Genomic DNA, 20,876 nt, shown 5'->3' on the forward strand with positions numbered 1-20,876 from the left:
ACCGCTCAATTTCGGCAACTCCCGCGGCAGGCACGCGTCTCATAGTTTACTATGAAAACTCCTTACCTCCGCCTTTTCACCACCGTGGTGTTTTCCATCCTTCTCTCCTCCGTCGCATCGGCCAAGAGCACCGAAATGCCGCGGCTGCAGGTGACGGTCGAGACCCCGACGGTGTTTGATATCATGAATGAGAGCGACATCGCCGATGCCTTGGTCGCCCAGCTGCAGGAATCATTTCGTCGTGGTGGCTTTGAAGGTCGTATCACGCACGTCGACCGCCTGGACAAAGTGTCAGACCGCATCCCGCTGCTGACCGTGCGCCTTTCCGATTGGGAACGTCGTCGTTCCGGTTTCGTCGAATGCCGCTTCACCGCCAAAGTGACCACGGTTGATGGCCAGTCGATCAACCTCGGCAGCTTCAACGGCCACGCCACAACCTGGAATCGCTCGGATCGATTCACGCTTTCCCAAGCGTTTGAAGACGCCGCCGCCGATGCCATGCGCGAACTCTACCGGGACTATCGGAAACTCGACACCGCCACGGCCGACACCAACGCCAAGTAGCGGCGTTGCCACCGAAGCCGGCGCCGGCGATCGCCGCAAAACCGCCCTACCCGCTCGATTCGAGTGCCCACCCCGCCGCGACCGACGCCAAGTCGGCCACCACGTGGGTGGCCCCTGCCTCACGCAACTGCGCTTCCGTGTGCGTGCCGGTCGTTACGCCCACGAAGGCCATGCCGGCCTGCTGAGCCGCCGCGACGTCAAACGGTGAGTCGCCGACCAAGCAAGTATCCGCCGCCGCCGCGTCCAATCGTGCGAGCGCCCACGCCGCGAAGCGGGGTTCGGGCTTGAGCCAGTCGGTATCCCCGGCTCCGACGACATCGGCCAGCAACGGTTCGACCCCGAGGTGCGCGCAAATACGGTATGTCCCCGGTTCATACCATTGACCCTTTTTTTAGCCGCCAAGCATTGTCCCTTGCCGTGACCGAGGCTTCCAGCCTCGGTGCTGCCCCTCTGCCTTCGCTCCGGGCAATTCGATGGGGTCAGGCCATCGTCACGTATCCAACGAGCGGGACGAAGGGCGATCGGAAAGATCGAGAACGGATTACAAGAACGAGGAACGAGAACGAGGCGCGGAGGAAGATTAGCAGACGAGGTCTCCCACGACCGCCAGCGTTGGGGTCCGCAAGTCAAGGGCGTGGGGCGAAGCTTGCACGTGCCGTGGGGGGAGTTTGAGTCGCCGGGTCCAATCGGACAGAGATCCAATCGGCCAGGGTCGATCCTTGATTAAATCTGAGCCCTGAAGAGGGGCAGTCCGGCGGGGTCGTGTGGTCATATATCAACATTCCACGCAACCGGCGTTGATACGTGACGAGATAACTCGATCTTGCTCCCATTCCCATTGGTTAACCCCGAGGCAGGATGCCTTGGCCACGATACCAAGCACTGCCCCTGCCGTGGCTGAGGCTTCCAGCCTCGGTGCTGCCCCTCCGCCCTCGCATCCGAGAGCAGGGCAGAGATCAGTCCATGAGTGCATGGCTTTCACCGAGCGGGACGCGCGAAGGGTGGGCGGGCATGATGTGACGGCTTACGACTGGGCGCAGTTTTTGGCGTTCGCCGATCGGCATCTGCGGTGAGGCGATCGTGCTTCGTGTCGTTATCGCGGGTGAACGCGAAATTCGGTGTCGAGCGGTATCAGGTTTTTAACGCCAATCCGCCCGGGCGCGGACGTTGCCAAGGGTGAGTGATGGGGGCCGTGCTGGAGACGGACGACGTGGAAGTCGTCCCTCCGATTTTTGGGACCGCTGCGTTATGTTTCTCCTCGGAGGGACCGGTTCCACCCGGTCCGCGGTCGGTGGTGTCGAGCGGTGTCAGGTATCCAGAGCGTGGGTGAAGCCTTGGATGAAGCGGTCGCGGTGGTAGTGGTTTAGAAAATGTTGGCGTGCTGCTCCGTCGGGGCGTGGCGTGGCGGCGACTTGCTCCAACGCGTCGGCGATGGCGTGGGGTGTGTCCCGGTCGAGTTTGACCACGTAGGTGTGATCGGGCGGTAAGTTTTCGGCCACGGCGCGCCAGTTGCTCACGATCACGGGGAGGTCGTGGGCGAGGGCCTCGATCACGACGAGCGGATGAGCTTCATGTTCGTAGCGCGAAGGGAAGACCATGACGTCGGCGAAACTGAACAGGTTGTGCTTGGCTTCGTCACCGGCGAAACCGACGTGTTCGACCGGCGCGCCGGAGCGGCGGACGATGTCGTTGAACGCGCGAGCCGTCGCCTCGTCTTCGAAGTCGCCGGCGACGGTCAATCGCACGCTGCCAGGGCGGCGGCGATGCGCTTCGGCGACGCCGGCCAAAGCGATAAGCACGCCCTTTGCGCGGGAGCAGCGACTGATGAACAATACGTTGAGGGGAGTCGGTGTGGGCGGGCGACGTTGCCACGTGGTGCAGGGATCCTCGATGCCGTTGCGGAGCACTTCCGTGCGAATGGGGTGCAGCATGGCGGCGTCGGCGCGCAGCGCCTCGCCCAACACGAGCGACAGGTCGGCTCGCCCCAGAGCGCGGCGGGTGAGAGCGCGCTCGAACGCGGTGGCGTGGTCCTGCAACCAGCGACCCAGGCCGGTGGCGTGCCAGTGCAACACCAGTCGTTCGGCGCGTCCCCGGCAGCAGAACATCAGCAACCAATCGCGGTAGAGCGCACTGCGTTTGCCGGGCGCAGGCACGTAGTAGAGCGTCATCGGACCGTGGCGTCGCAGGATCCGGCGGGTTTGGCGGATGGCGTGCCACATCACCCCGAGTTTGCCCAGTCGCCAGCGACCGATGTCGGCGGTGTGGGCCGAGAGCGGCAGGTTGACGTGATGGACCTCCATCTCAGGCGCGGTGTCGCGTAGTCCGTCGCACAACGTGCGCACCATCAGGCTTTGCCCGTGGAGGGGAGGCGGGGTTTGCGCCAGAATCAGCAACTTCATCGCGGGCTTGGAAAGTAGCGCGGGGAGCGGAACACTGCGCGCCATCGTGAACCGTGCTTCCGGTCAAGCCCAGCCCAGATTCGTATCCTCACCGTGGATTGCGGCGGCGCTGTGTGCGTTGGCGGGCGGCGTGGTGTTTCAGTTCTGGGGCAACGCGGTGCGCGGTTACATCGATACGACGTCGGTGTTCTGGTGGTGGGGTTGGCAATGGTTCAACCCGGGGTCGGAGACGGAACACGGTCCTTTGATTCTGGCGTTGGCGGGTTGGGTGCTGTGGCGGAATCTGCAGCACGCTTCCGGTAGGAGCGGGCTTGCGCGCGATGATAGCGGAGCCGTGGTGTCGGGCGCGGTGGCGGCTGGGAGGCAACGCGATCGCGCGCAAGCGCGCTCCTACCTGGGACCAGCGATGACAGCGATGGTCGGGGCGCTGGTGCTGCATGGGTTGGGCTTTGTGGTGCAGCAGACGCGGATCTCGATTGTGGCGGTGCTGTTGTTCGCTTGGGGGGTGATGCGGTTGGGCGGCGGTCCGGGTTGGGGGCGGGCGGCGGTGTTTCCGCTCGGCCTAATGCTTTTTGCCATGCCGTTGGGCGTGCTCGATGCGGTGGGATTTCATCTGCGGCTCGGGGTGATCGCGACGACGGAAGTTTTGGCGCGGTTGGCCGGTATCGATGTGGTGCGCAATGGCACGCAGCTGTTCGCGGCGGATGGGGGTTACCAATACGATGTCGCGGCGGCGTGTTCGGGCGTGCGTTCGCTGTTGGCGCTGCTGGCGCTGGCGTCGCTGGTCGGGTATCTCGGTTTGCGGTCCAACCTGCGACGCGGGGCGGTATTGTTGCTGGCGATCCCGCTGACGTTTGTGGGGAACGTGGTGCGCATCGCGGCGGTGGTGTTTGCGGGGGAATGGCTGGGGCAGCGGGCAGGCGAAGTCCTGCACGATTGGGCGGGGTTTGTCGTCTTCGTGATCGTGCTGGGTGGCGTGCAATGGGCGACCACCGCGCTCGCCCGGCGTGAGCCACCACCCGAAGCCGTTGCCGACGAGTGTAACCATAATGGTTACACTGTCCCGGGGCGCTGGTTGACGATGGCAGCGGGAGCGGTGGTGGTGGCGGCGCTGCTCACGGCGGTTTTGGCGGCGCGGGTGGAGCGATGGGAATTGCGGGCGGAGGCAGGCATTCCACTGGCGGCGGACGGCATTAATCCGGCTCCGTTGCCGGCGTTTTTAGGCACGGATTGGATCGGGCAAGCCACGGAAGTCACGGCAGTGGAACGCGAAATGTTGCCCGCCGATACTGGCTACGCGCGGCGGATCTACGTTTCGCTCGATGATCGGCGGCGGCAGGTTTTGGTTTCCGTCGTGCTCAGTGGGCAGGACCGCACGTCGATTCACCGGCCGGAACTGTGCTTGGTGGGACAAGGTTGGACGATTGCGGAGAGCGGTGGCGCACGTTTTGGCGCTTCTCCGACCGACGCGATTCCGGCGGCATTGCTGCGTTTGCATCGGGAAGCTCCGGCCTCCGGGGGGCAGTTGCAGCGGGTGCCGGCCCTGTTCGCCTACTGGTTTGTGGGGCGGGACCGGATCTGCACGACCACGGCCAGCCGACTGTGGCACACCGCCCTCAATCGGCTGCGGTTGCGGCCCGATCGGTGGGCGTATGTGGTGGTCCAGACGGTGGTCCTGCCGGAAGAGACCGAAACCGACGCCCGAAATCGCATGGATGAAGTGGTTAAAGCAATACGGTCGCAGTTGACGCCGTGAGTTTGGAAGATCGTCCGCAAGAAAGGTTGAATTTTATGGGGCGGCATTCACGCTGCGCAGCCTCTTGCAATCGACCAGCGCTGCCGACTTCGCCTTGTTGATCGCCGAGGGTGACCCAGTAAACTGGTCGCTCCCGGCTGCGCTGGTGTTGGGAATGGTCATCGGGTTCGCGGTGGTGAGAACACTCTCCCGTGGCACGTTGAAACAGGCCGCCGAACAGGCCAAACAGGTGGTCGATGTGGCGCGCCGGGAGGCGGCCGTGGCCGCCGAAGAAGTGAAACAGGCGGCGGAAAAAGAGATCGCGACCAAACGCAGCGCCTTGACCCGGGAGTATGACCGTCGCGACATCGAGACGGATGTGCGACTGCGCGAGATTCGCTCGCACGAAGAGTCGCTCGCCGCACTTGATTTTGAGCTGGAGCAAAAAGGCGAACGCCTGAAACGCGAAGCGGCCGCGATCAAGCAAGCCCGTGATGCGATTCGCGCCCAGTCCAAGGATCTGCGCAAACGCCTCGAAGGCGTCGCGAAGATGGACGCCGAGGAGATCCGCATCGCCCTGCGCGAGGAAGTGGCGATCGAGTGTCAGGACGAGCTTCGCGCCCAGCGTCGTCAGACGCTCGAACGTTCCGAGCAGGATCTTAACAACGAAGCCCGCCGCATTTTGATCGCATCGATGCAGCGCCTTTCGTCGCAACCCAACAACGATCTGACCGCCACGATCGTGCAGTTGCCGACGGAGGAAATGAAGGGCCGGATCATCGGTCGCGAAGGTCGCAACATCAAATCGTTCGAAGCCGCGACCGGGGTGACGCTGCTCATCGACGAATCGCCGCAAATGGTGCTCATCTCGTCTTTTGATCCGGTGCGTCGCGAAGTGGCCCGCGCGGCTTTGGAAGGCCTGGTCAAGGACGGTCGTATCCATCCGGCGAATATCGAGGAATTCGTCAATCAAGCGCGCGATGACATCGAGCTGAAGGTGCAGGAAGCGGGTGAGGACGCGGTCGGACGCCTCAGTATCAACGGACTCAATCCTGAGATCATCAAGCTGCTCGGGCGGCTGAAATATCGCTTCTCCTACGCGCAAAACGCCCTCGATCACTCGATCGAAGTGGGCTTCCTCTGTTCGATGCTCGCCAGCGAACTCGGCCTTGATCCGGCGGTGGCCAAACGCGCCGGATTGTTGCATGACATCGGCAAGGGCATCGAGAGCGATTACGAAGGCAGCCATGCCATGATCGGCGCGGATTTTGTGAAGCGACATGGCGAGACGCCGACCGTGGTGAATGCGGTGGCCGCGCATCACGAAGAGGTGCCGCCGGAATCGCTTTATGCGGGACTGGTGATTCTCGCGGACACCGTTTCCGCCGTCCGGCCCGGCGCGCGGGCGGAGTCGATGTCGAGTTACATCCAGCGATTGGACCGGCTGGAAAAACTGGCCGCATCGATCGATGGGGTGCGCCAGGCGTATGCCATCCAAGCCGGTCGCGAGGTGCGCGTGGTGGTCAACCCCAACGTGGTCTCGGACGACCGCGCGAGTGAGATTGCCAAGGAACTGCGCCAGCGCATCGAGGACGAGCTGCAGTATCCGAGCACGATCCGCGTGACGGTCATCCGCGAGAGTCGCTATACCGAGACGGCCACGTAGGGCCGCAGGATCCTGATTTTTTCCGGATAAGGGACGTCCCTCGCTCGACGGAGCGAGGCATAGCTGTTCCGTTCGCTCGTCTTTGACCGCATGACCACCGACACCGCTTCGACTTTCACACATCCCTCCGCCCGCCGGGACATGGTCCGGCGCAGCATGCGCATGAGTTCGTGGGAGGCGGTGTTTGCGATGCCGTTGGTTTACACCGGGCAGCCGGCCAATTTGGTGCTCGCGACGTTGTTGGCGGAAGGGATGCAGCTCGCGCCCGGTCCGTATGGATTCATCGTTTCGCTGCCGTTTTGGTGCAACATGCTGCAGTTGTTCGTCACGCCGGTGTTGGGGCGCTGGTTTTCGATGCGGCAGGTTTTCGTCAGCGCGATCTGGTGTCACATCGCCTGTTGGGCGGGATTGGCCGGGACGTTGTTGATCGCGCCGGAGTGGGCGGTCGCGCATGCGGTGCCGCTCGCGGGGGCGTTTGTGGGCACGGCTGGTTTGGTGGCGGCGGTGATGGGCGTGTCGTGGACCGCCTACATGCAGTCCTGGGTGCCCGAGCCGTTGCGCGGCGTTTACTTCGCGCGTCGCAACCGCCTCGCGCAGATTTCGAATTTCACGTTTCTGTTGTTGGCGGGACTGGTGTTGATGACGCCGCGCCTGGACGTGATCGCCGGGTTGATATTATTCGCGTGTCTGACGCGGGCGATCTCGGCGGTGATGGCGCACCGGACGCCGGCAGCGGGTGATGCGGTGGCGGCCGAGCCCGTTTCCTGGCTGGCGCAATGGCAGCGGTTGCGGACGAATCGACCGTATTGGCGTTCGATCATTTTTGTCGCGGCGTGGGGCGCGGTGTTGAACGGCTACGGCGCGTTTCAGCCTGTGTTCATGCTGGATGAGCTCACGGACAACGCCGGGCTGGCGAGCATTCCGCTGGCGTTGTCACTGTTGTTTGGCGCGCTCGCCCTGCCGGCGTGGGGAAAGCTGTTGGATCGGTTCGGCGCGCGGCCGGTGTTGGTTTGTGCGGTGGCTTTGTGGGCGTTGGTGGGCACACCATGGGCGTTTGTCACGCGTGACACGCAGTGGTTGCTTTACGTGGTCTGGGCGCTGACGGGGGCGGTCAATGCCGGTATCGTGATCGGCCAATTGAATTTGCTGATGAAACTCGTGCCGGCCGAAAGCAAGGCACTCGCGGTGGGGTTGAACATCGCGGCGGCCTCGGTGGGCACGGCGATCGCGCCGATTTTGACCGGCCAGTTGTTGGAGCATCTGTTCGCGCGGGGCTGGACCGGGCTGCAGGCCTACCATGCGTTTTTCATGACCATGCCGGTGCTGGCGATCGGTGTATTGGTATTGTTGCGACGCGTGCAGGAACCGCGGTCGGCGCCGGTCGAGCACGTGCTGGGCGCGCTGCGCAACTTTCGCACCCTCGGCGCGGCGTTGGGCCTGGGCTTTATTTCCCAGTCGCTGTTCACACCGCGCGGCAAAGGCAAGCGCAGCGAGTATTGAGTTCTTCGCGGTAGTGGCCGGTCACGGGGAGGTGAGCGGCGGGACGCTGGTCGGATATTTTTGGAGAGTTTGGTGGAGCTCCCGAGCGTTGACCGGTTTGCCAAACACCACGGTTACGCCGGCGCTGAGCCAACGGGCATGCGCGTCGGGAGTCAGGTCGGCGGTCAACGCGATGATGGGCGTGTTGGCGTTGCGAGCGTCGGCTGGCCAGGAACGAATCCGGCTTGCCACTTCCCAGCCGTTGAGGTCGGGCATCTGGCCATCGAGCACGATCACATCGAAGTCTTCGACCGCGAGGCGCTCGAGCGCGGGGAGACCGCCGGGGACCGCGACCACCTCGCAGTTGCAGCGGGTGAGTTGGGCGGAACTTACGCGCAGACCGAGGGCGTTGTCATCGGCCAGCAACACGTGATGACGGGGGCCCGGCGGAGCGACGAAGGTCTTTTTAACTGCCGTCGGGGTGAGCGTGAGGGCCGTAGCGATCTGGCGGCGGCGCGGCGGTATTTGCTCGGTGGAGGCATTCGTGCCCGTGGCGATCACGGTCACGGGTCGGCGGGCGGTTTTCCAGCGGGCAACCATCTCGGAGGAGCCGTCGCCGGGCGCGATGACAAGCGCGGTGGAAGCGTCGGGCTCGGGTGGGGGCAACGCGGCGAAGGGGTTGGCGCCCAGACTGAGCAGGCCGCGGATCACGGCTTCGCGGGTGGCGGGATCGGGAACCGCCACGGCGATGCGGAGCCCGTTGATGGATTGAGCGAGTCGAGACAGCGAAATGGCGATGGCGGGATCCTGTCGAAGGGCAAGATTCAGAGAGAACACCGAGCCTTCGCCCAACTGGCTACGAACATCGATGGAGCCGTTCATCGCTTCAACGAGCCGGCGACTGATGGCGAGGCCGAGGCCGGTGCCTTCGATGCGCCGGGCGGTTTCGGGATCACCGCGATTGAACGGCGCGAAGAGTCCCGCCAGATGCTCGGGGGCAATGCCCGGACCGGTATCGCTCACTTCAAACTGCAAAGCGTCGTCGACGTAAGAAGCGCGCAGGGTGACGCCGCCCTGTTCGGTAAACTTGATGGCATTGCCCACGAGATTGAGCAAAATCTGGCGCACGCGTTCGGGATCGCCGTGCCAACCGGCGGGGGTCGACGGTTCGATCCAATGCACGAAGGACAACCCCTGCGCGCGGGCCGTGGGACCGAGAATATCGGCCACCTGATCGAGAATGTCGTCGAGCAGGAACGGTTCATGAGCGAGATCCAGCCGACCGGCTTCGATGCGACCGAGATCCAGCAAATCGTTGATCAGGCGCAGGAGCACGTCACCCGCGCCGGAAATGGTCGTAACGGCTTCGAGTTGATGCTGCTCGAGGGGACCGCCCTGCAGGGATTCGGTCATGCCCAGGATCGCGTGAAGGGGGGTGCGCAGATCATGACTGACCTGGGTGAGAAACGTGCTCTTGGCGGCGTTGGCGGCCACGGCTTCGCGAGCGAGGGCATCGGCGCGAGCGAGGGTGTTTTCGATCTCGAGTTTGGCTTCGAGGAGCTCGAGTTCCGCGCGTTTGGCATCGGTGATGTCCCGGAGAATGACCAACTTGCCCCGAGTGCGGCCGCCGGAGTCGTCGAGGGCGGCGGACTCAATCATCCACCAGTCGACGCCGAGGGCGATCGGACGTCGGGTCGTGGTGGCGGATCGGATGGCTTCGAGCAGATCGGCTTGCACGGAGAGGCATTCGTCGAGCGGGCGGCCTTCCCGGGCCGCGAGCGGACCAAAGCGGCGCAGGGCGGCTTCATTCGCCCGGACCAGACGGCCGACGGGATCGATGACCAGCACCGGATCGGGCAAGCGCAGGAACAACGTGTTGGCCGCGACCGGGATGAGCTCCAGCAGTCGAAAGCGGGCGATGGCCCAGCTCAGCAAAAGCCCCGTGACGGCGAAGCCGACCGGGGTGTGGTCGAGCTCCGGCCGCGGACCGACGCGCAGCACATAGGCGAGGCTGGTGATCCACGGGGCCAGCGTGGCGAGAATGATCACCAGCGATTGTTGCCGAAAAACATTGCCGAGACTGAGCGTGTGGGCGGCCAACATGACCGAGCTGGCGAACATGAATCCGTAGCAATACGCGACGGTGGCCCAGAAAAACGGGCCGCGTTCGTAACGCGCAAACAGCAGTCCGTCCCGCTCCACCGCCACGATCTCCGGCCAAAGCAGATGATGCAGGGAATTGGTCGCGGCGGATAGCAGGATGGTGGCGCCGATTGCGGCGGTCAGCACACTCAACGCCCGAGGCGGCGCGTTTTGGTCATGCGTGTGCGCGTAGGCGAAATGGAACAACGCCACCGGGCCGCAAACGATGCCGAGGTAGGAAACCTGGGACCAAAAAATCTTTCCGGCCATGGTGGCGGCGGAAAACTCCAACGCCCCGGCGGCCGACCACAGCACCGCGCCGACGAGCACGGCCAGCAACCAGCGGGCGGCCACGACTTCCCGGCACAACGGCAGCACGAACCCTCCCGCCATGACGCACAAACCAGCGGCGAATACCTGCGGTAACGCCAAGGAAGTGAGTTGAAATGTGAACAGGTCTGCCACGCGCCGGAGGATGTTGCCGAAAACTTGATACCAAGCGGCAAGGCGCGTCGAGTTCGGTGCGCCGCCACGTTGGGAATTGGGAGATCAGGTGCGGCCGGTCAGGCGGGTGAGCACGGCGGGCTCGACGGGGCGACAACTGCGGAAACCTTCGCCGTGCCGTGGCATGCCGGCGACAAAGGCGTCGCGTTCGGCGGTGTGGGCAAAGTCGAAACCGATGAGCGCGCGGCCGATGCGTTCGCCCGATTGGCGGTAGTTGAAGTAGCAGAAACTCGCCTGGTCACGCACGCGACTTTGCAGGAAGTCCAGCAAGGCGCCGGGACGCTCGTAGAAATCGAGACGGAAAAATGCCGGCTGGTGCAACAGATCACCCCGCAACGGGATGGCGCGGAACTGGACGTCGTCGGCGGATTCCAGGGGTTCCCATTCGTAACCGTGCTCGGCCAACCGGGCAGGCAGGGTGTCGAGCGCAGCCGGATCGTCGGCGGAAACCGTGAAGATCGGCCAGGCGTCGACGGCGTCGTTTTTGCCGTATTGAAAGTCGACGACGTTCAAACCGGGCAGACAACGACCCAGCAGGCCGAGCATGGAGCCGCGTGTCTCGGTCAGGCGGATACGCAACGTGCGGCTGATGCGGGACGCATTGCCCTGGGTCTGGGCAATCAGGCCGATCTGGCGAAAATCGACGTTGGCACCGGTCACCACGATGAGCACGCGCTGACCGTCGAGCGCGGCGCGATGTTTGAGCACCGCCGCCAGTCCGAGCGCGCCGGAAGGTTCGGCGATGCAGCGTAGTGATTCCCAGAGCACGCGGATGGCGGTGGAGACCTCCGCGTTGGAGACCGTTTCCACGCGGTCCAACGTGTCGCGACAGATGGCGAACGGCAGGTCGCCGGCGCGGCGCACGGCGGTGCCGTCGCAGAAAATGTCGACCTGATCGAGCGTGACGGGTTCGCCAGCGGCCAACGCGGCTTGCATGGATGCCTGGCCTTCGGCCTCGACCCCGACGATGGCCATGTCGGGCCAGAATGTTTTCCACCAGGCGGAGGCCGCCGCCGCCAGCCCGCCGCCGCCGATTTGCAGGAACGTGGTGTCGAACGGACCGTGTCCGGACATGATGACCTCGTCGGCCATGGTGCCCTGACCGGCCATGACCTGCAGATCATCGTAGGCGTGGATGTAAATGGTGCCGGTGTCGTCGGCCTCGCGTCGCGCGGACGTATAGGCCTCGTCGTAGCTGTCGCCGGAGAGCACGATGGTGACCCATTCGCCGCCGTGGTGGCGCACGGCGTCCTGTTTCACGCGCGGAGTGGAACGCGGCATGTGAATGCGAGCGCGGATCGAGAGTTGGCGGGCGGCCAGCGCGACGCCTTGGGCATGGTTGCCGGCGGATGCCGCTACGACGCCTTGGGCTCGTTCGGCGGCGGTGAGCAGCGCCATGCGGTTGCACGCGCCACGCCATTTGTAGGCATTGACCGGCGACAAGTCCTCGCGTTTCACCCAGACCTCGGGGCCGGGTTCGTCGCCGGGCAGGATGAGGCGTTCAAGCGGGGTGGGTTGACCGTAATGGTAAACACGTTCGCGGGCGAACAGGATGCCTTGGCGAAGTTGGCGGTCGAGCGGAAGATCGTCGTTTGACACGGGAAGCGAAGAAGAGGATCGGGTGGCGTTTGTAAATCGATGCGCGCGAGCGCGGAGCCACTCGGGCGGTGCGCGGCCGAGAGCGAAACGGTTTATCGATTGAGTTGCGCCAAGGTTTGGCGGTGTAAATCCGGGGTGGCGGCGGCGGCGATGGATTCGGCGGGGTAGGGGGACTGTCCGGACCAGTCGGTGATGGTGCCGCCGGCGCCGCGCACGACGGGCACGAGGGCGGCGATGTCCCAGGGGTTCATGATGGGATCGAGGCAGATGTCGACGAAACCGGTGGCGAGCAGGAGGTAGCCGTAGCCGTCGGCCCAAGTGCGGTAGAGGCGGCAGGCATCGATGAGTTGGTCGGCTGCCGTGCCGTTTTGATAGCGGGCGAGGTTGCGGTGGTCGCTGGTGACGAGGGTCGCGTCCGCCAGTGCGGTGGTGGCGCGGGTGTGCACGGGGCGGCCGTTGAGGGTCGTGGTTTCGTTGTCGCCGATGACGAGCTGACCGAGGGTGGGTTGATGGATGGCGCCGAGCACGGGCTCACCGTGGTGGAGCAGGCCGATGAGGGTGGTCCAGAGCGGGACGCCGGTGATGAAGCTCTTGGTGCCGTCGATCGGGTCGAGCACCCAGACCCACTCGGCGTCGGGGCGGTCGTTGCCGTGTTCCTCACCGATTATGCCGTGAGCGGGAAAGCGGTGGGCGATCATCTTGCGCATGACCGCTTCGGCCCCGCGGTCGGCGGCGGTTACGGGCGAGTCGTCGGACTTGAACTCAACGGCGGTGCCGGGGTTTCCGAAAAAGGGCGCGATGAAGTCCGCACTGGCACGAGCGAGTTCGGGGATGAATTCACGAGGAGAAGAGAGATCCATGGTCGAACCGAACCTAGGCGGTTCGAGCCCGGAAAAGCACGGCAAATGCGTATCAACTCGAACGGTCGAGGGTGGATGCAGCCTCGGCGCAACAGGCGTCGAATCGTTTGCGGTCGGTTTGGTGGGGCAGGTTTTCGGCTTCAGCTCGCAGGTCGCGCAAGGCGGCGCGCATCCATTGCCGGTCTGGTTCGCGGTGAACTTCGCCCGCGATCATGGCGAGACCCACGGCGAGGCGGTTCATAACCTCGGGGTGGCTGCGCCCGTAGTGGCGCAGGTTGTCGAACGCGGCGCTGGCGATGTCGGCAAAATCGTCGCGTCTCACCACCACCCGGAGTTGCCCGTTTTCGTCGTAGCGCTGCTCGGGGGGCAGGATGCGACGGGCGAGTTCCGCCAGATCTTCGCAGAGATAGTCGATGCAGGAAATCGCGGTGACCGGGTCGTTGATGCCGGGGGAGAGCGACCGGATGCCGATCTCCATGAGTTGGCGCACCCCGTATTGCGCGTCTTGTTCGCCCGTGCGTTCCGAGCCCAGCAGGACGGCGGAACGGATGCGCTCGCGGGTGGGTTTTTCGTCGGCGGGGAGTTTGCCGTGCAACGTGGCGAGGAGGGATCGGGTGGAAATGAAATGGCCGGGTTTGATGTGGAACTCCACGACGATGTCGTTTTCCACGGCAAAAGACATCACGTCGTCCACGCTGATCGCCTGGACGTAGCCGGCGCGGTCGGCTCTCACTTCCAGAGTGATGTTGGAGGCGTAGTCTTCGCGTGGGATAGGGGTTTCGTCGAATTGGTCCTGACCGAGGGCATCGGGATAGACTGCGAGAATGGTGCGGCACGCTTCGCGATGCGCTTGTTGCACGATTTGGGAGGCTTGCACGGAGCGGGCGACGTGGTGGATGAATCCGATCAAAGTGGCCAAGCTGGTGAACGTCATCACCAGTGCGAACGTGACGGCGAACCGAGGCACGGCGGAACCGGGGTCATCCACGTCGGGCAGGCGTCCGAGCACGAACAGGCTGTAGGCAAACGTCGCCACGAAGATGCCGAGCACGACTTGGTAGAAGCGGTCGGACAAAAAGTTGCGCAGCACGCGGGGGCCGAACTGGTTCGAGGCGAGGGTGAGCACGACCATCATGACCGAAAAGCTGATGGTCGTGAGGGAAACCATCGATGCCGCGAGGGTTCCCAGCACCTGCCGGGCGCCGGCGATGTTACCCGGGTAGAGGAAGGGCGGGGTGTAGTTTTCTCGCAGCAACCAGAGGTCGATGTGCAACGCGATTTCGGCCGCGAGACCCGCTGATACGGCGAGGAGCGATGGCACGAGCCAGAGGGAGGACCGGAGTCGCTCGTAGAGGTTGTTCCAGCGAGTGATCATGATGCGCGTGGCGGGAGTTGGCGGGAGGTCAGGTTACGAGGCATTCCGATGGTGGAGGGCTGGATGGAGGAAAGGAAAGGCTCCCGAGTCCAAGCGCGCGCCGTCGTGGCATGGAACGCGGAAGGAGCGAGTGGTTCCCGTGACGACGGGTTTGGGGTGCAAAATACCCGATGTGGTGTCCGTCACAGGTGCAAATTGCATCGATTTAGTCATTCCGCGGGATGAGAGAATTTCTTAAGCCACTGAAAATAATATAATAACGAAATTGTAGGACGTGCTGGCATGCCGAGTGCGACCTCATCCCAGCAACCGTCCGGCATAACGCGGGACGAAACCTCAACCCTCTCAAAACCATGAACAAACTCATCGCCAAAGGAAATTGGAACGTAGCCAAAGGTAAGCTGAAACAGAAATACGGAGAGCTCTCCGACGACGATCTCGCCTACGTTGAAGGCAAGGAAGAGGAGACCATCGGTCGAATCCAGAAGACCACCGGGGCGACCCGGGAAGAAATCGAAAAAGTGATCAACGATTGACCGCTTTCGGTCCGGTAACTCGACCCAATCTTAGACTTAGACCAGCAACTGCCATGCGAATCCCCACAAACTCCCTCGATGATAAAGTCGCTTTGATCACCGGTGCCGGCTCCGGTATCGGACGAGCCACCGCGAAATTGATGGCCCATTGTGGGTGTCGCGTGGCGTTGCTCAGCCGAACCGAATCCGAATTGGAGAAATTGGCCGACGAAATCACTCGCACGCAGGATGATCCTGAGCGGGTGTTGGTCTTGCCCGCCGATGTCACCGATGAAGGCGCCATGCGCGAGGCGGTGGAGCGGATCGAAGCGAAATGGGGCCGACTCGACATCCTTTTTGCCAACGCCGGGGTGAATGGCAAATGGGCGCCGATCGAAGAGCTGAGCCCCGATGACTGGGATCGCACCATGCAGATCAATCTCAAGGGAACGTTTCTCAGCATTCGCGCCTGCGTCGATCCGATGCGTCGGGCGGGGGGAGGATCAATCGTCATCACCTCGTCGGTCAACGGGACCCGGATGTTCAGTAATTCGGGGGCGTCGGCTTACGCCGCATCCAAGGCCGCCCAGTTGGCGCTCGGTCGTATGTTGGCGGTGGAACTCGCCGATGACCGCATCCGGGTGAACACGATCTGCCCGGGGGCGATCGAGACCGAGATCGATGACAACACGAATCGGACCGATATCGAGGATCTGCACGTGCCCGTGCAGTTTCCCGAAGGCGACATTCCGCTCACCGGCGGGCAACCTGGCACGGCCGGGCAGGTTGCGGAAACGGTGTGGTTTTTGGCCTCGGATGCCTCCAGTCACACCACCGGAGCCGAGATCTTCATCGACGGCGCGCAATCGCTGTTGGTCGGCTGATGGTGGGCGCGACCGTGTAAAAGCATTGGTTTCAGCGCCCGGATGTATTTGATGAACGGCCATGTCCTGGCCGGCCCACACGATTCACTTTATCGATTTCGAAGGGAGCGTCACGTCGGGTATTCTAGAATACGGGGTCGTGACGCTGCGAGGCGGCGAGATCGTGGATACGGCGACCCGCCTGTGCCGGGCAACGGGCCGGGTGCGCGAAGAGGACGCGGCGGTGCATGGCATCGAAGCCGCGGCGGTGGCCTCCCATGATCCGTTTACCGCCGAGTTTGAGTTGTTTGCGAGCTTGCGCGAGAGCGGCCCATTGGCGGCCCATTTCGCGAGCGCGGAAAACACCATGATAAAAAGCGTCTGGGCCTATCCGCGTCAGTCACCCGATTTCGTGCGGCCGGGCGAGGCGGTGGCCGATTGGGGGCCGTGGATTGATACGGGCAGGCTTTATCCGCAGCTCTACACCGGTCTGGAATCGGCACGACTCGAGGTCCTGGTAGGACGGTGTGGCCTGCAAAACGAACTTGATCGCGTGGCGCTCAATGTCTGCCCGCCTGATCGCCGCCGCTATCATGCGGCACTCTACGACGCGTTGGCGGGAGCGCTGTTGTTGCGCCGTATGGCCATGGAGCCGGAAGTGGCGGCGCAATCTTTGCCGTGGTTGCTCAGCATGAGCACGTTGGACCCGGTGAAACGTGAAGCCATGACGCAAGGGGATCTGTTCTGAGCGATCAGCGATCTTCCAGCGGGTAGTGGCAAAGACCGGAGATTTGCCCAAATGCACGCAGAGCAAACAGCGGGGCGGTCCGGAGGTAACGTGTCCCGAGTCGACCGGGTTCTTGAAATAGGCGCCACAGCCATTCCAGTCCGCTGCGTTGAATGGAGAGCGGGGCTTGGCGCACGTTGCCGGATAAGAAATCGAACGCGGCGCCGACGCCGAGCGTGACGCCGAAGTCGGTTTCGGATTCCGCCAGCCGGCGCATAAACGCTTCCTGCTTCGGGGTGCTCAGTCCCACCCACACGAAGTCCGGACGGGCTCGGGCGATTGCGTTGATCGGCAAATCCTCGGCGTCGGCGACCGGCGGGGAGTGCGAGCCGGCCACCAACAGACCGGGATGGCGGAGGATCAGCCGACGGGCCAGCTCCGTAGCGGTGCCGGGAGCGCCGCCGTAGAAAAAATGGGTGAGCGACGTGTCGGCCGTGGCAGCGCAGACGGCTTCGAGGAGGTCGGGCCCGTAGACGCGTTGCGTGTCCCGATAGCCGGCTAATTTTCCCAGCCACACCAATGGCATGCCGTCGGGGGTGGTGAGGTAGGCGGCATTGAGCGTGTTGCGATGTTCGCGGTTTTGACGAGCCCGGGTGATCGAGTGTGCATCACAACAGCAAACGTAGGCCCCGCGCTTTTGGGTGGCGGCCTCAACCACCAATGTGGTGGCCCGAGGCAGATCCAGCGCGTGCACACCAACGCCGAGCACGTTGAAACGGGGAACAGTCACAACTCCACACTTTCTCACGGGCGGGACCGGAGGCAAGCGCACGCTCGGGGCGGGTGGCAGTGAAGCGCTAAAATTTCGCGAGCAACTTGGTGGGAGACAATTGATCCAAGGCGTCCAATTGGAGGTGGGCGTGATCGAAGCGGTGGGCCCGTGTGCAAGGGTTGGGAATCACCGCTACGCGCAGACCCGCGGCATGGGCGGCTTGGTGACCAGGCACGGAATCCTCGAAAGCGACGGCATGGACGGCTTCGACACCGAGGTTTTCCAAGGCGGCGAGGTAAACGTCGGGTTGCGGTTTGCCGTGAGGCACATCTTCGCGGCAAACGATCGCTGCGAATCGATCGATCAGTCCGAGGCGGTCCAGATGACGATCCACGTGCACGTGCGGCGAGTTGGATGCCACTGCGAGAGCGATGCCATGATCCCGCGCATGATCGAGCAGGTCGATGATGCCGGGTAGAATCGGTTGTTTCACGATGATGCGGTTTTTGTGCCGCAAAAACCGCTGTTCCAAATCAGAGCGCTCGTGGTCGAGGGCGATGCCTTCCCAAGGATCGAAGGCGACGCCGACGTGACCGATGATACCTTCCCCGCGACCGCGATCGAAAACCGAACCGACTTCCGCGTGGACCGCCTCCCACGCATCCACGAGCGGAGTTTCCGTATCGAGGATCAATCCATCGAAGTCCAAAATGAGAGCAGCAACCATGACTTATCGGTGACGCTTCTTTCCGTGTGAGCAAGCCGCCGCCGTCATCTTTCCGGTGCCGAGAGCGTGCGAGGTGATGGCCCCGGGTAAATTACCCGGAGGCTTGCGACTCGTCCTCAAATCGATGACCGCTGGAGTATGCCTGAACCGATTACCCTTACCGGTCGCCTTCTCCGCGCGAGTCTGGCCGGCCTTGTCACCCTTAGTTCTGTAACCGTTATGTCCGCTGCCCGCCCCGACACTCGCAATCGCGACGAAATTGCCGATGCCTATAAATGGGATTTCTCAGCGATCTACCCATCTTGGGAGGAATGGGAATCCGACATGAAACTGCTCGAAGGTTACATCACGGAATACGCGGCCCTGAAAGGAACCTTGGCGAACGGGGCGGATGCGCTCGCGAAGGCCAATGAGCTCGGCGATGAGATTGGTCGCCTCCAATACAAACTCTACCGGTATCCGCAGCTCCAACGCGACGTCGATACCCGCAACACGGAAGTGTCGGGAAAGTTTCAGCGCGTGATGGCTTTGTTCGCCAAGCTGGGCACCGCCACCTCCTGGTATACGCCGGAGCTGTTGGAGATCCCGGCCGAGACCGCGCTGGGTTGGGTGGAGAGCGAACCTCGTTTGGCGCCTTATCGTTTCCCGATTGCGGAAGCCTACCGGCAGGCGTCGCATGTGCTCGATGAGTCGGGCGAGAAAATCATGTCGTTTGCATCGCAGTTTAACGGCACCCCGCGCAGCATTTATCAGGAGCTCAGCACGTCGGACGTCGAGTTCCCGACCGTTACCTTGAGTGATGGCAAGGAGATCAAGGTGTCCTATGGGGGATATTCGGAGATTCTGAATACTTCGCGGATTCAGGCCGACCGGGCGGCCGCGTTCCAAGGACACTACGAAACCTACGCGGCGAACAAAAATACTTATGCCGCCATCTACAACGGCATCCTGCAACGTGACTGGTTTACGGCCCAGGCGCGCGACTACCCGACGACGCTGGCGGCCGCACTGGATGGAGACAATGTGCCGGAGTCGGTTTATCGGACTTTGGTCGAAACGGTGCGTGAGGGCACAGGCCCGGTGCAGCGCTATATGAAAGTTCGTCAGCAAATGTTGGAGCTCGATACCTACCATTTGTATGATGGTTCGCTTCCACTGCTCGAAGACGATCGCACCTACGACTACGACGCGATGAAAGCGACCGTGCTCGAATCGGTCGCTCCTCTGGGCAAAGACTACCATGCGAAAATGGCGAACCTACTCGATGGGCGTTGGCTCGATGTTTACGAAAATGATGGCAAGCGCAGCGGGGCTTACAGTGCCGGCGTGTATGGCGTGGGCCCCTACATGCTGATGAACTACAACGACACGCTCGATGCGGTGTTCACGTTTGCGCATGAGCTCGGACACTCGATGCACACGGTGCTTTCCTACGAGACCCAGCCCTTTGCGACCGCCAGCTACACCATTTTCGTCGCGGAAGTGGCTTCGACCACGAATGAACGTTTCCTGCTCGAGCTGCTGTTGAGTCGCACCGACGATCCACGGGAACGTTTTCTCCTACTGCAACATGCCATCGACAGCATCTTTGGCACGTTTTACACGCAGGTGCTCTTTGCTGACTACGAATGGCAGGCGCACCAACTCGTCGAGAGCGGGAAGCCGGTGACGCCCGATTCACTGTCGGAGATCTATGCTGGTTTGCTCGATGCCTACTACGGTGATGCGGTCGAAAAAGATGAGCTGTATCGCTTCACGTGGACGCGCATTCCGCATTTCTTCAATTCGCCGTATTATGTTTACAAATACGCCACCTGTTTCGCGTCTTCGGCGAAGTTGTTCAAAGACATGACCACCGGAACCAAAGATGAGCAGGCGGAGGCCAGGGGGCGTTATCTTACTTTGCTGCGCAGCGGCGGTAATGACCAACCCATGGAGCAGCTTCGCAAAGCCGGGGTGGATTTGGATCGTCGTGAAACGATCCAAGCTGTTGTCGAACAAATGACCGAACTCGTGGGCCGACTCGAAACGGAAGCGGCTAAAATCTCGGCTCAGAAATAGGAGAGGGTCGTGTCTTCCCAGCCACCACGGTGGGCACGAGAAAAGCGGCGACCTCGAGGGGTCGCCGTTTTGGTAAACGAGGGCACTGAGAAAACGGGCTTCGTTTTCTCGGTGTATGGAATCCTCGACCATTTGAACGCACCAACCCTGAAGGGTTTCCGAGCAAGTGACTCCTCATTGGTCCGGTTTACCCGAGATTAACCTGGAGAGTGACTGCCGACACCCCGCAGTTCCCGAACTGCTCCAGTTGTTGACGCCAGGAAGTCTGCGTCGGAGCGATTCTTGGCATCCTGGGGATCGATCCGGCTAGTGGTTAGGATTTCGGTCTAAAATCCACCGTTGTGCACCCGCAAGGGGAATACCGTGTTTTGCGCATATGTAAGTTGTTGCGATTGCCCCTCCATTTGGGTCGCGATCGCCGGGGCATGCGGTTCGTCGGGCGCGGAGTGTTCCAGTGATTTCCATGGTCGATGCGTATCGGAGGCACTGAAATTGGAACAGCTTGTGGTGAGGTCCTAACCTGCTCCGGAGCTGTCGGCGCAGGAATTGACTTTAGTTGAGGGGGAAACTGCTTCGTTGAAGGGGCTGGGTGGAGCCGAGCAATGCGTTTTCCTGTCTCAAAGGGGAGAACTTACTTTTGTAGACGACTATCCGCATGAAGCGCACACCATTGAATTTTAGCGTAGCTGGTGGCGACGCAGTCTGGGTCTAGTTATCATCAGCCTCCTATTCCCCTTAGCCGGTTCCAAGCGGGGCGGATAGCCATCATCCCAGAAATTTTCCATTTGCGGGGATCAGTCATGGATCTCAATTCGGCAGCAGCTTTTTGACGGCACTAGTCAGGCATAAGCAGAGAGGGTGTCTTAGGGTTAGGCGGCGCGGCTACTG

Annotated in this window: 16 protein-coding genes; 8 read left to right on the top strand and 8 right to left on the bottom strand. The window is 62.5% G+C overall.

Features of this window, described 5'->3' with window-relative positions; all coding sequences use genetic code 11:
* Positions 1–51 precede the first annotated feature (51 nt).
* Positions 52–564, top strand: a complete 513-nt coding sequence (locus PXH66_RS00130) for a hypothetical protein (protein ID WP_330929239.1) — start codon at positions 52–54, stop codon at positions 562–564.
* A gap of 46 nt (positions 565–610) precedes the next feature.
* Here the strand turns inward: PXH66_RS00130 and PXH66_RS00135 are convergent, their stop codons facing one another.
* Together PXH66_RS00135 and PXH66_RS00140 are read right to left on the bottom strand one after the other, a co-directional pair.
* Entirely contained in the window at positions 611–892 is a 282-nt protein-coding gene (locus PXH66_RS00135; RefSeq protein WP_345784014.1) for an HAD family hydrolase, read from the bottom strand.
* A gap of 979 nt (positions 893–1,871) precedes the next feature.
* The gene (locus PXH66_RS00140) at positions 1,872–2,963 is read right to left on the bottom strand and encodes a glycosyltransferase family 4 protein (protein ID WP_330927619.1); all 1,092 of its coding nucleotides are present in this window, start codon (positions 2,961–2,963) and stop codon (positions 1,872–1,874) included.
* A gap of 46 nt (positions 2,964–3,009) precedes the next feature.
* Here PXH66_RS00140 and PXH66_RS00145 point away from each other — a divergent pair, with 46 nt between their 5' ends.
* From PXH66_RS00145 to PXH66_RS00155, 3 genes are all read left to right on the top strand, one after another.
* Positions 3,010–4,719, top strand: a complete 1,710-nt coding sequence (locus tag PXH66_RS00145) for an exosortase C-terminal domain/associated protein EpsI (protein ID WP_330927620.1) — start codon at positions 3,010–3,012, stop codon at positions 4,717–4,719.
* A 64-nt stretch (positions 4,720–4,783) separates the two neighbouring features.
* Positions 4,784–6,364, top strand: a complete 1,581-nt coding sequence (rny, locus tag PXH66_RS00150) for a ribonuclease Y (protein WP_330927621.1) — start codon at positions 4,784–4,786, stop codon at positions 6,362–6,364.
* A gap of 90 nt (positions 6,365–6,454) precedes the next feature.
* On the top strand, positions 6,455–7,864 hold the full coding sequence (locus PXH66_RS00155) for an MFS transporter (protein ID WP_330927622.1): 1,410 nt from the start codon (positions 6,455–6,457) through the stop codon (positions 7,862–7,864).
* A 21-nt stretch (positions 7,865–7,885) separates the two neighbouring features.
* Here the strand turns inward: PXH66_RS00155 and PXH66_RS00160 are convergent, their stop codons facing one another.
* The 4 genes from PXH66_RS00160 to PXH66_RS00175 all read right to left on the bottom strand — a co-directional run bounded on the left by PXH66_RS00160 (position 7,886) and on the right by PXH66_RS00175 (position 14,323).
* Positions 7,886–10,450 (bottom strand): histidine kinase N-terminal 7TM domain-containing protein, encoded by a 2,565-nt coding sequence (locus PXH66_RS00160; RefSeq protein WP_330927623.1) that lies wholly within the window; start codon positions 10,448–10,450, stop codon positions 7,886–7,888.
* An 84-nt stretch (positions 10,451–10,534) separates the two neighbouring features.
* Positions 10,535–12,088, bottom strand: a complete 1,554-nt coding sequence (locus PXH66_RS00165; RefSeq protein WP_330927624.1) for a pyridoxal-phosphate dependent enzyme — start codon at positions 12,086–12,088, stop codon at positions 10,535–10,537.
* Between the two features lie 92 nt (positions 12,089–12,180).
* Positions 12,181–12,948, bottom strand: coding sequence for a histidinol-phosphatase (gene hisN / locus PXH66_RS00170; protein ID WP_330927625.1), 768 nt, complete (start codon positions 12,946–12,948; stop codon positions 12,181–12,183).
* Between the two features lie 52 nt (positions 12,949–13,000).
* Positions 13,001–14,323 carry a DUF2254 domain-containing protein gene (locus PXH66_RS00175; protein WP_330927626.1) on the bottom strand — a complete coding sequence of 441 codons (1,323 nt, stop codon included), beginning with the start codon at positions 14,321–14,323 and terminating at the stop codon, positions 13,001–13,003.
* A 353-nt stretch (positions 14,324–14,676) separates the two neighbouring features.
* On the opposite strand from PXH66_RS00175, the gene PXH66_RS00180 reads away from it, so the two are divergent.
* From PXH66_RS00180 to PXH66_RS00190, 3 genes are all read left to right on the top strand, one after another.
* Positions 14,677–14,859, top strand: a complete 183-nt coding sequence (locus PXH66_RS00180; RefSeq protein ID WP_330927627.1) for a CsbD family protein — start codon at positions 14,677–14,679, stop codon at positions 14,857–14,859.
* Positions 14,860–14,912: 53 nt separating this feature from the next.
* Positions 14,913–15,722 (top strand): SDR family oxidoreductase, encoded by an 810-nt coding sequence (locus PXH66_RS00185; protein ID WP_330927628.1) that lies wholly within the window; start codon positions 14,913–14,915, stop codon positions 15,720–15,722.
* A gap of 61 nt (positions 15,723–15,783) precedes the next feature.
* Complete coding sequence (locus PXH66_RS00190; protein ID WP_330927629.1) at positions 15,784–16,449, top strand: 3'-5' exonuclease; 666 nt, start codon at positions 15,784–15,786, stop codon at positions 16,447–16,449.
* Between the two features lie 4 nt (positions 16,450–16,453).
* On the opposite strand, the gene PXH66_RS00195 is transcribed toward PXH66_RS00190, so the two are convergent.
* Entirely contained in the window at positions 16,454–17,218 is a 765-nt protein-coding gene (locus PXH66_RS00195) for a WecB/TagA/CpsF family glycosyltransferase (protein ID WP_330927630.1), read from the bottom strand.
* Positions 17,219–17,285: 67 nt separating this feature from the next.
* Positions 17,286–17,927, bottom strand: coding sequence for an HAD family hydrolase (locus tag PXH66_RS00200; RefSeq protein ID WP_330927631.1), 642 nt, complete (start codon positions 17,925–17,927; stop codon positions 17,286–17,288).
* 219 nt (positions 17,928–18,146) lie between these two features.
* Here PXH66_RS00200 and pepF point away from each other — a divergent pair, with 219 nt between their 5' ends.
* Entirely contained in the window at positions 18,147–19,988 is a 1,842-nt protein-coding gene (gene pepF / locus PXH66_RS00205; RefSeq protein WP_330927632.1) for an oligoendopeptidase F, read from the top strand.
* Positions 19,989–20,876 lie beyond the last annotated feature (888 nt).

Source organism: Synoicihabitans lomoniglobus (assembly GCF_029023725.1).
Taxonomy (GTDB): domain Bacteria; phylum Verrucomicrobiota; class Verrucomicrobiia; order Opitutales; family Opitutaceae; genus Actomonas; species Actomonas lomonigloba.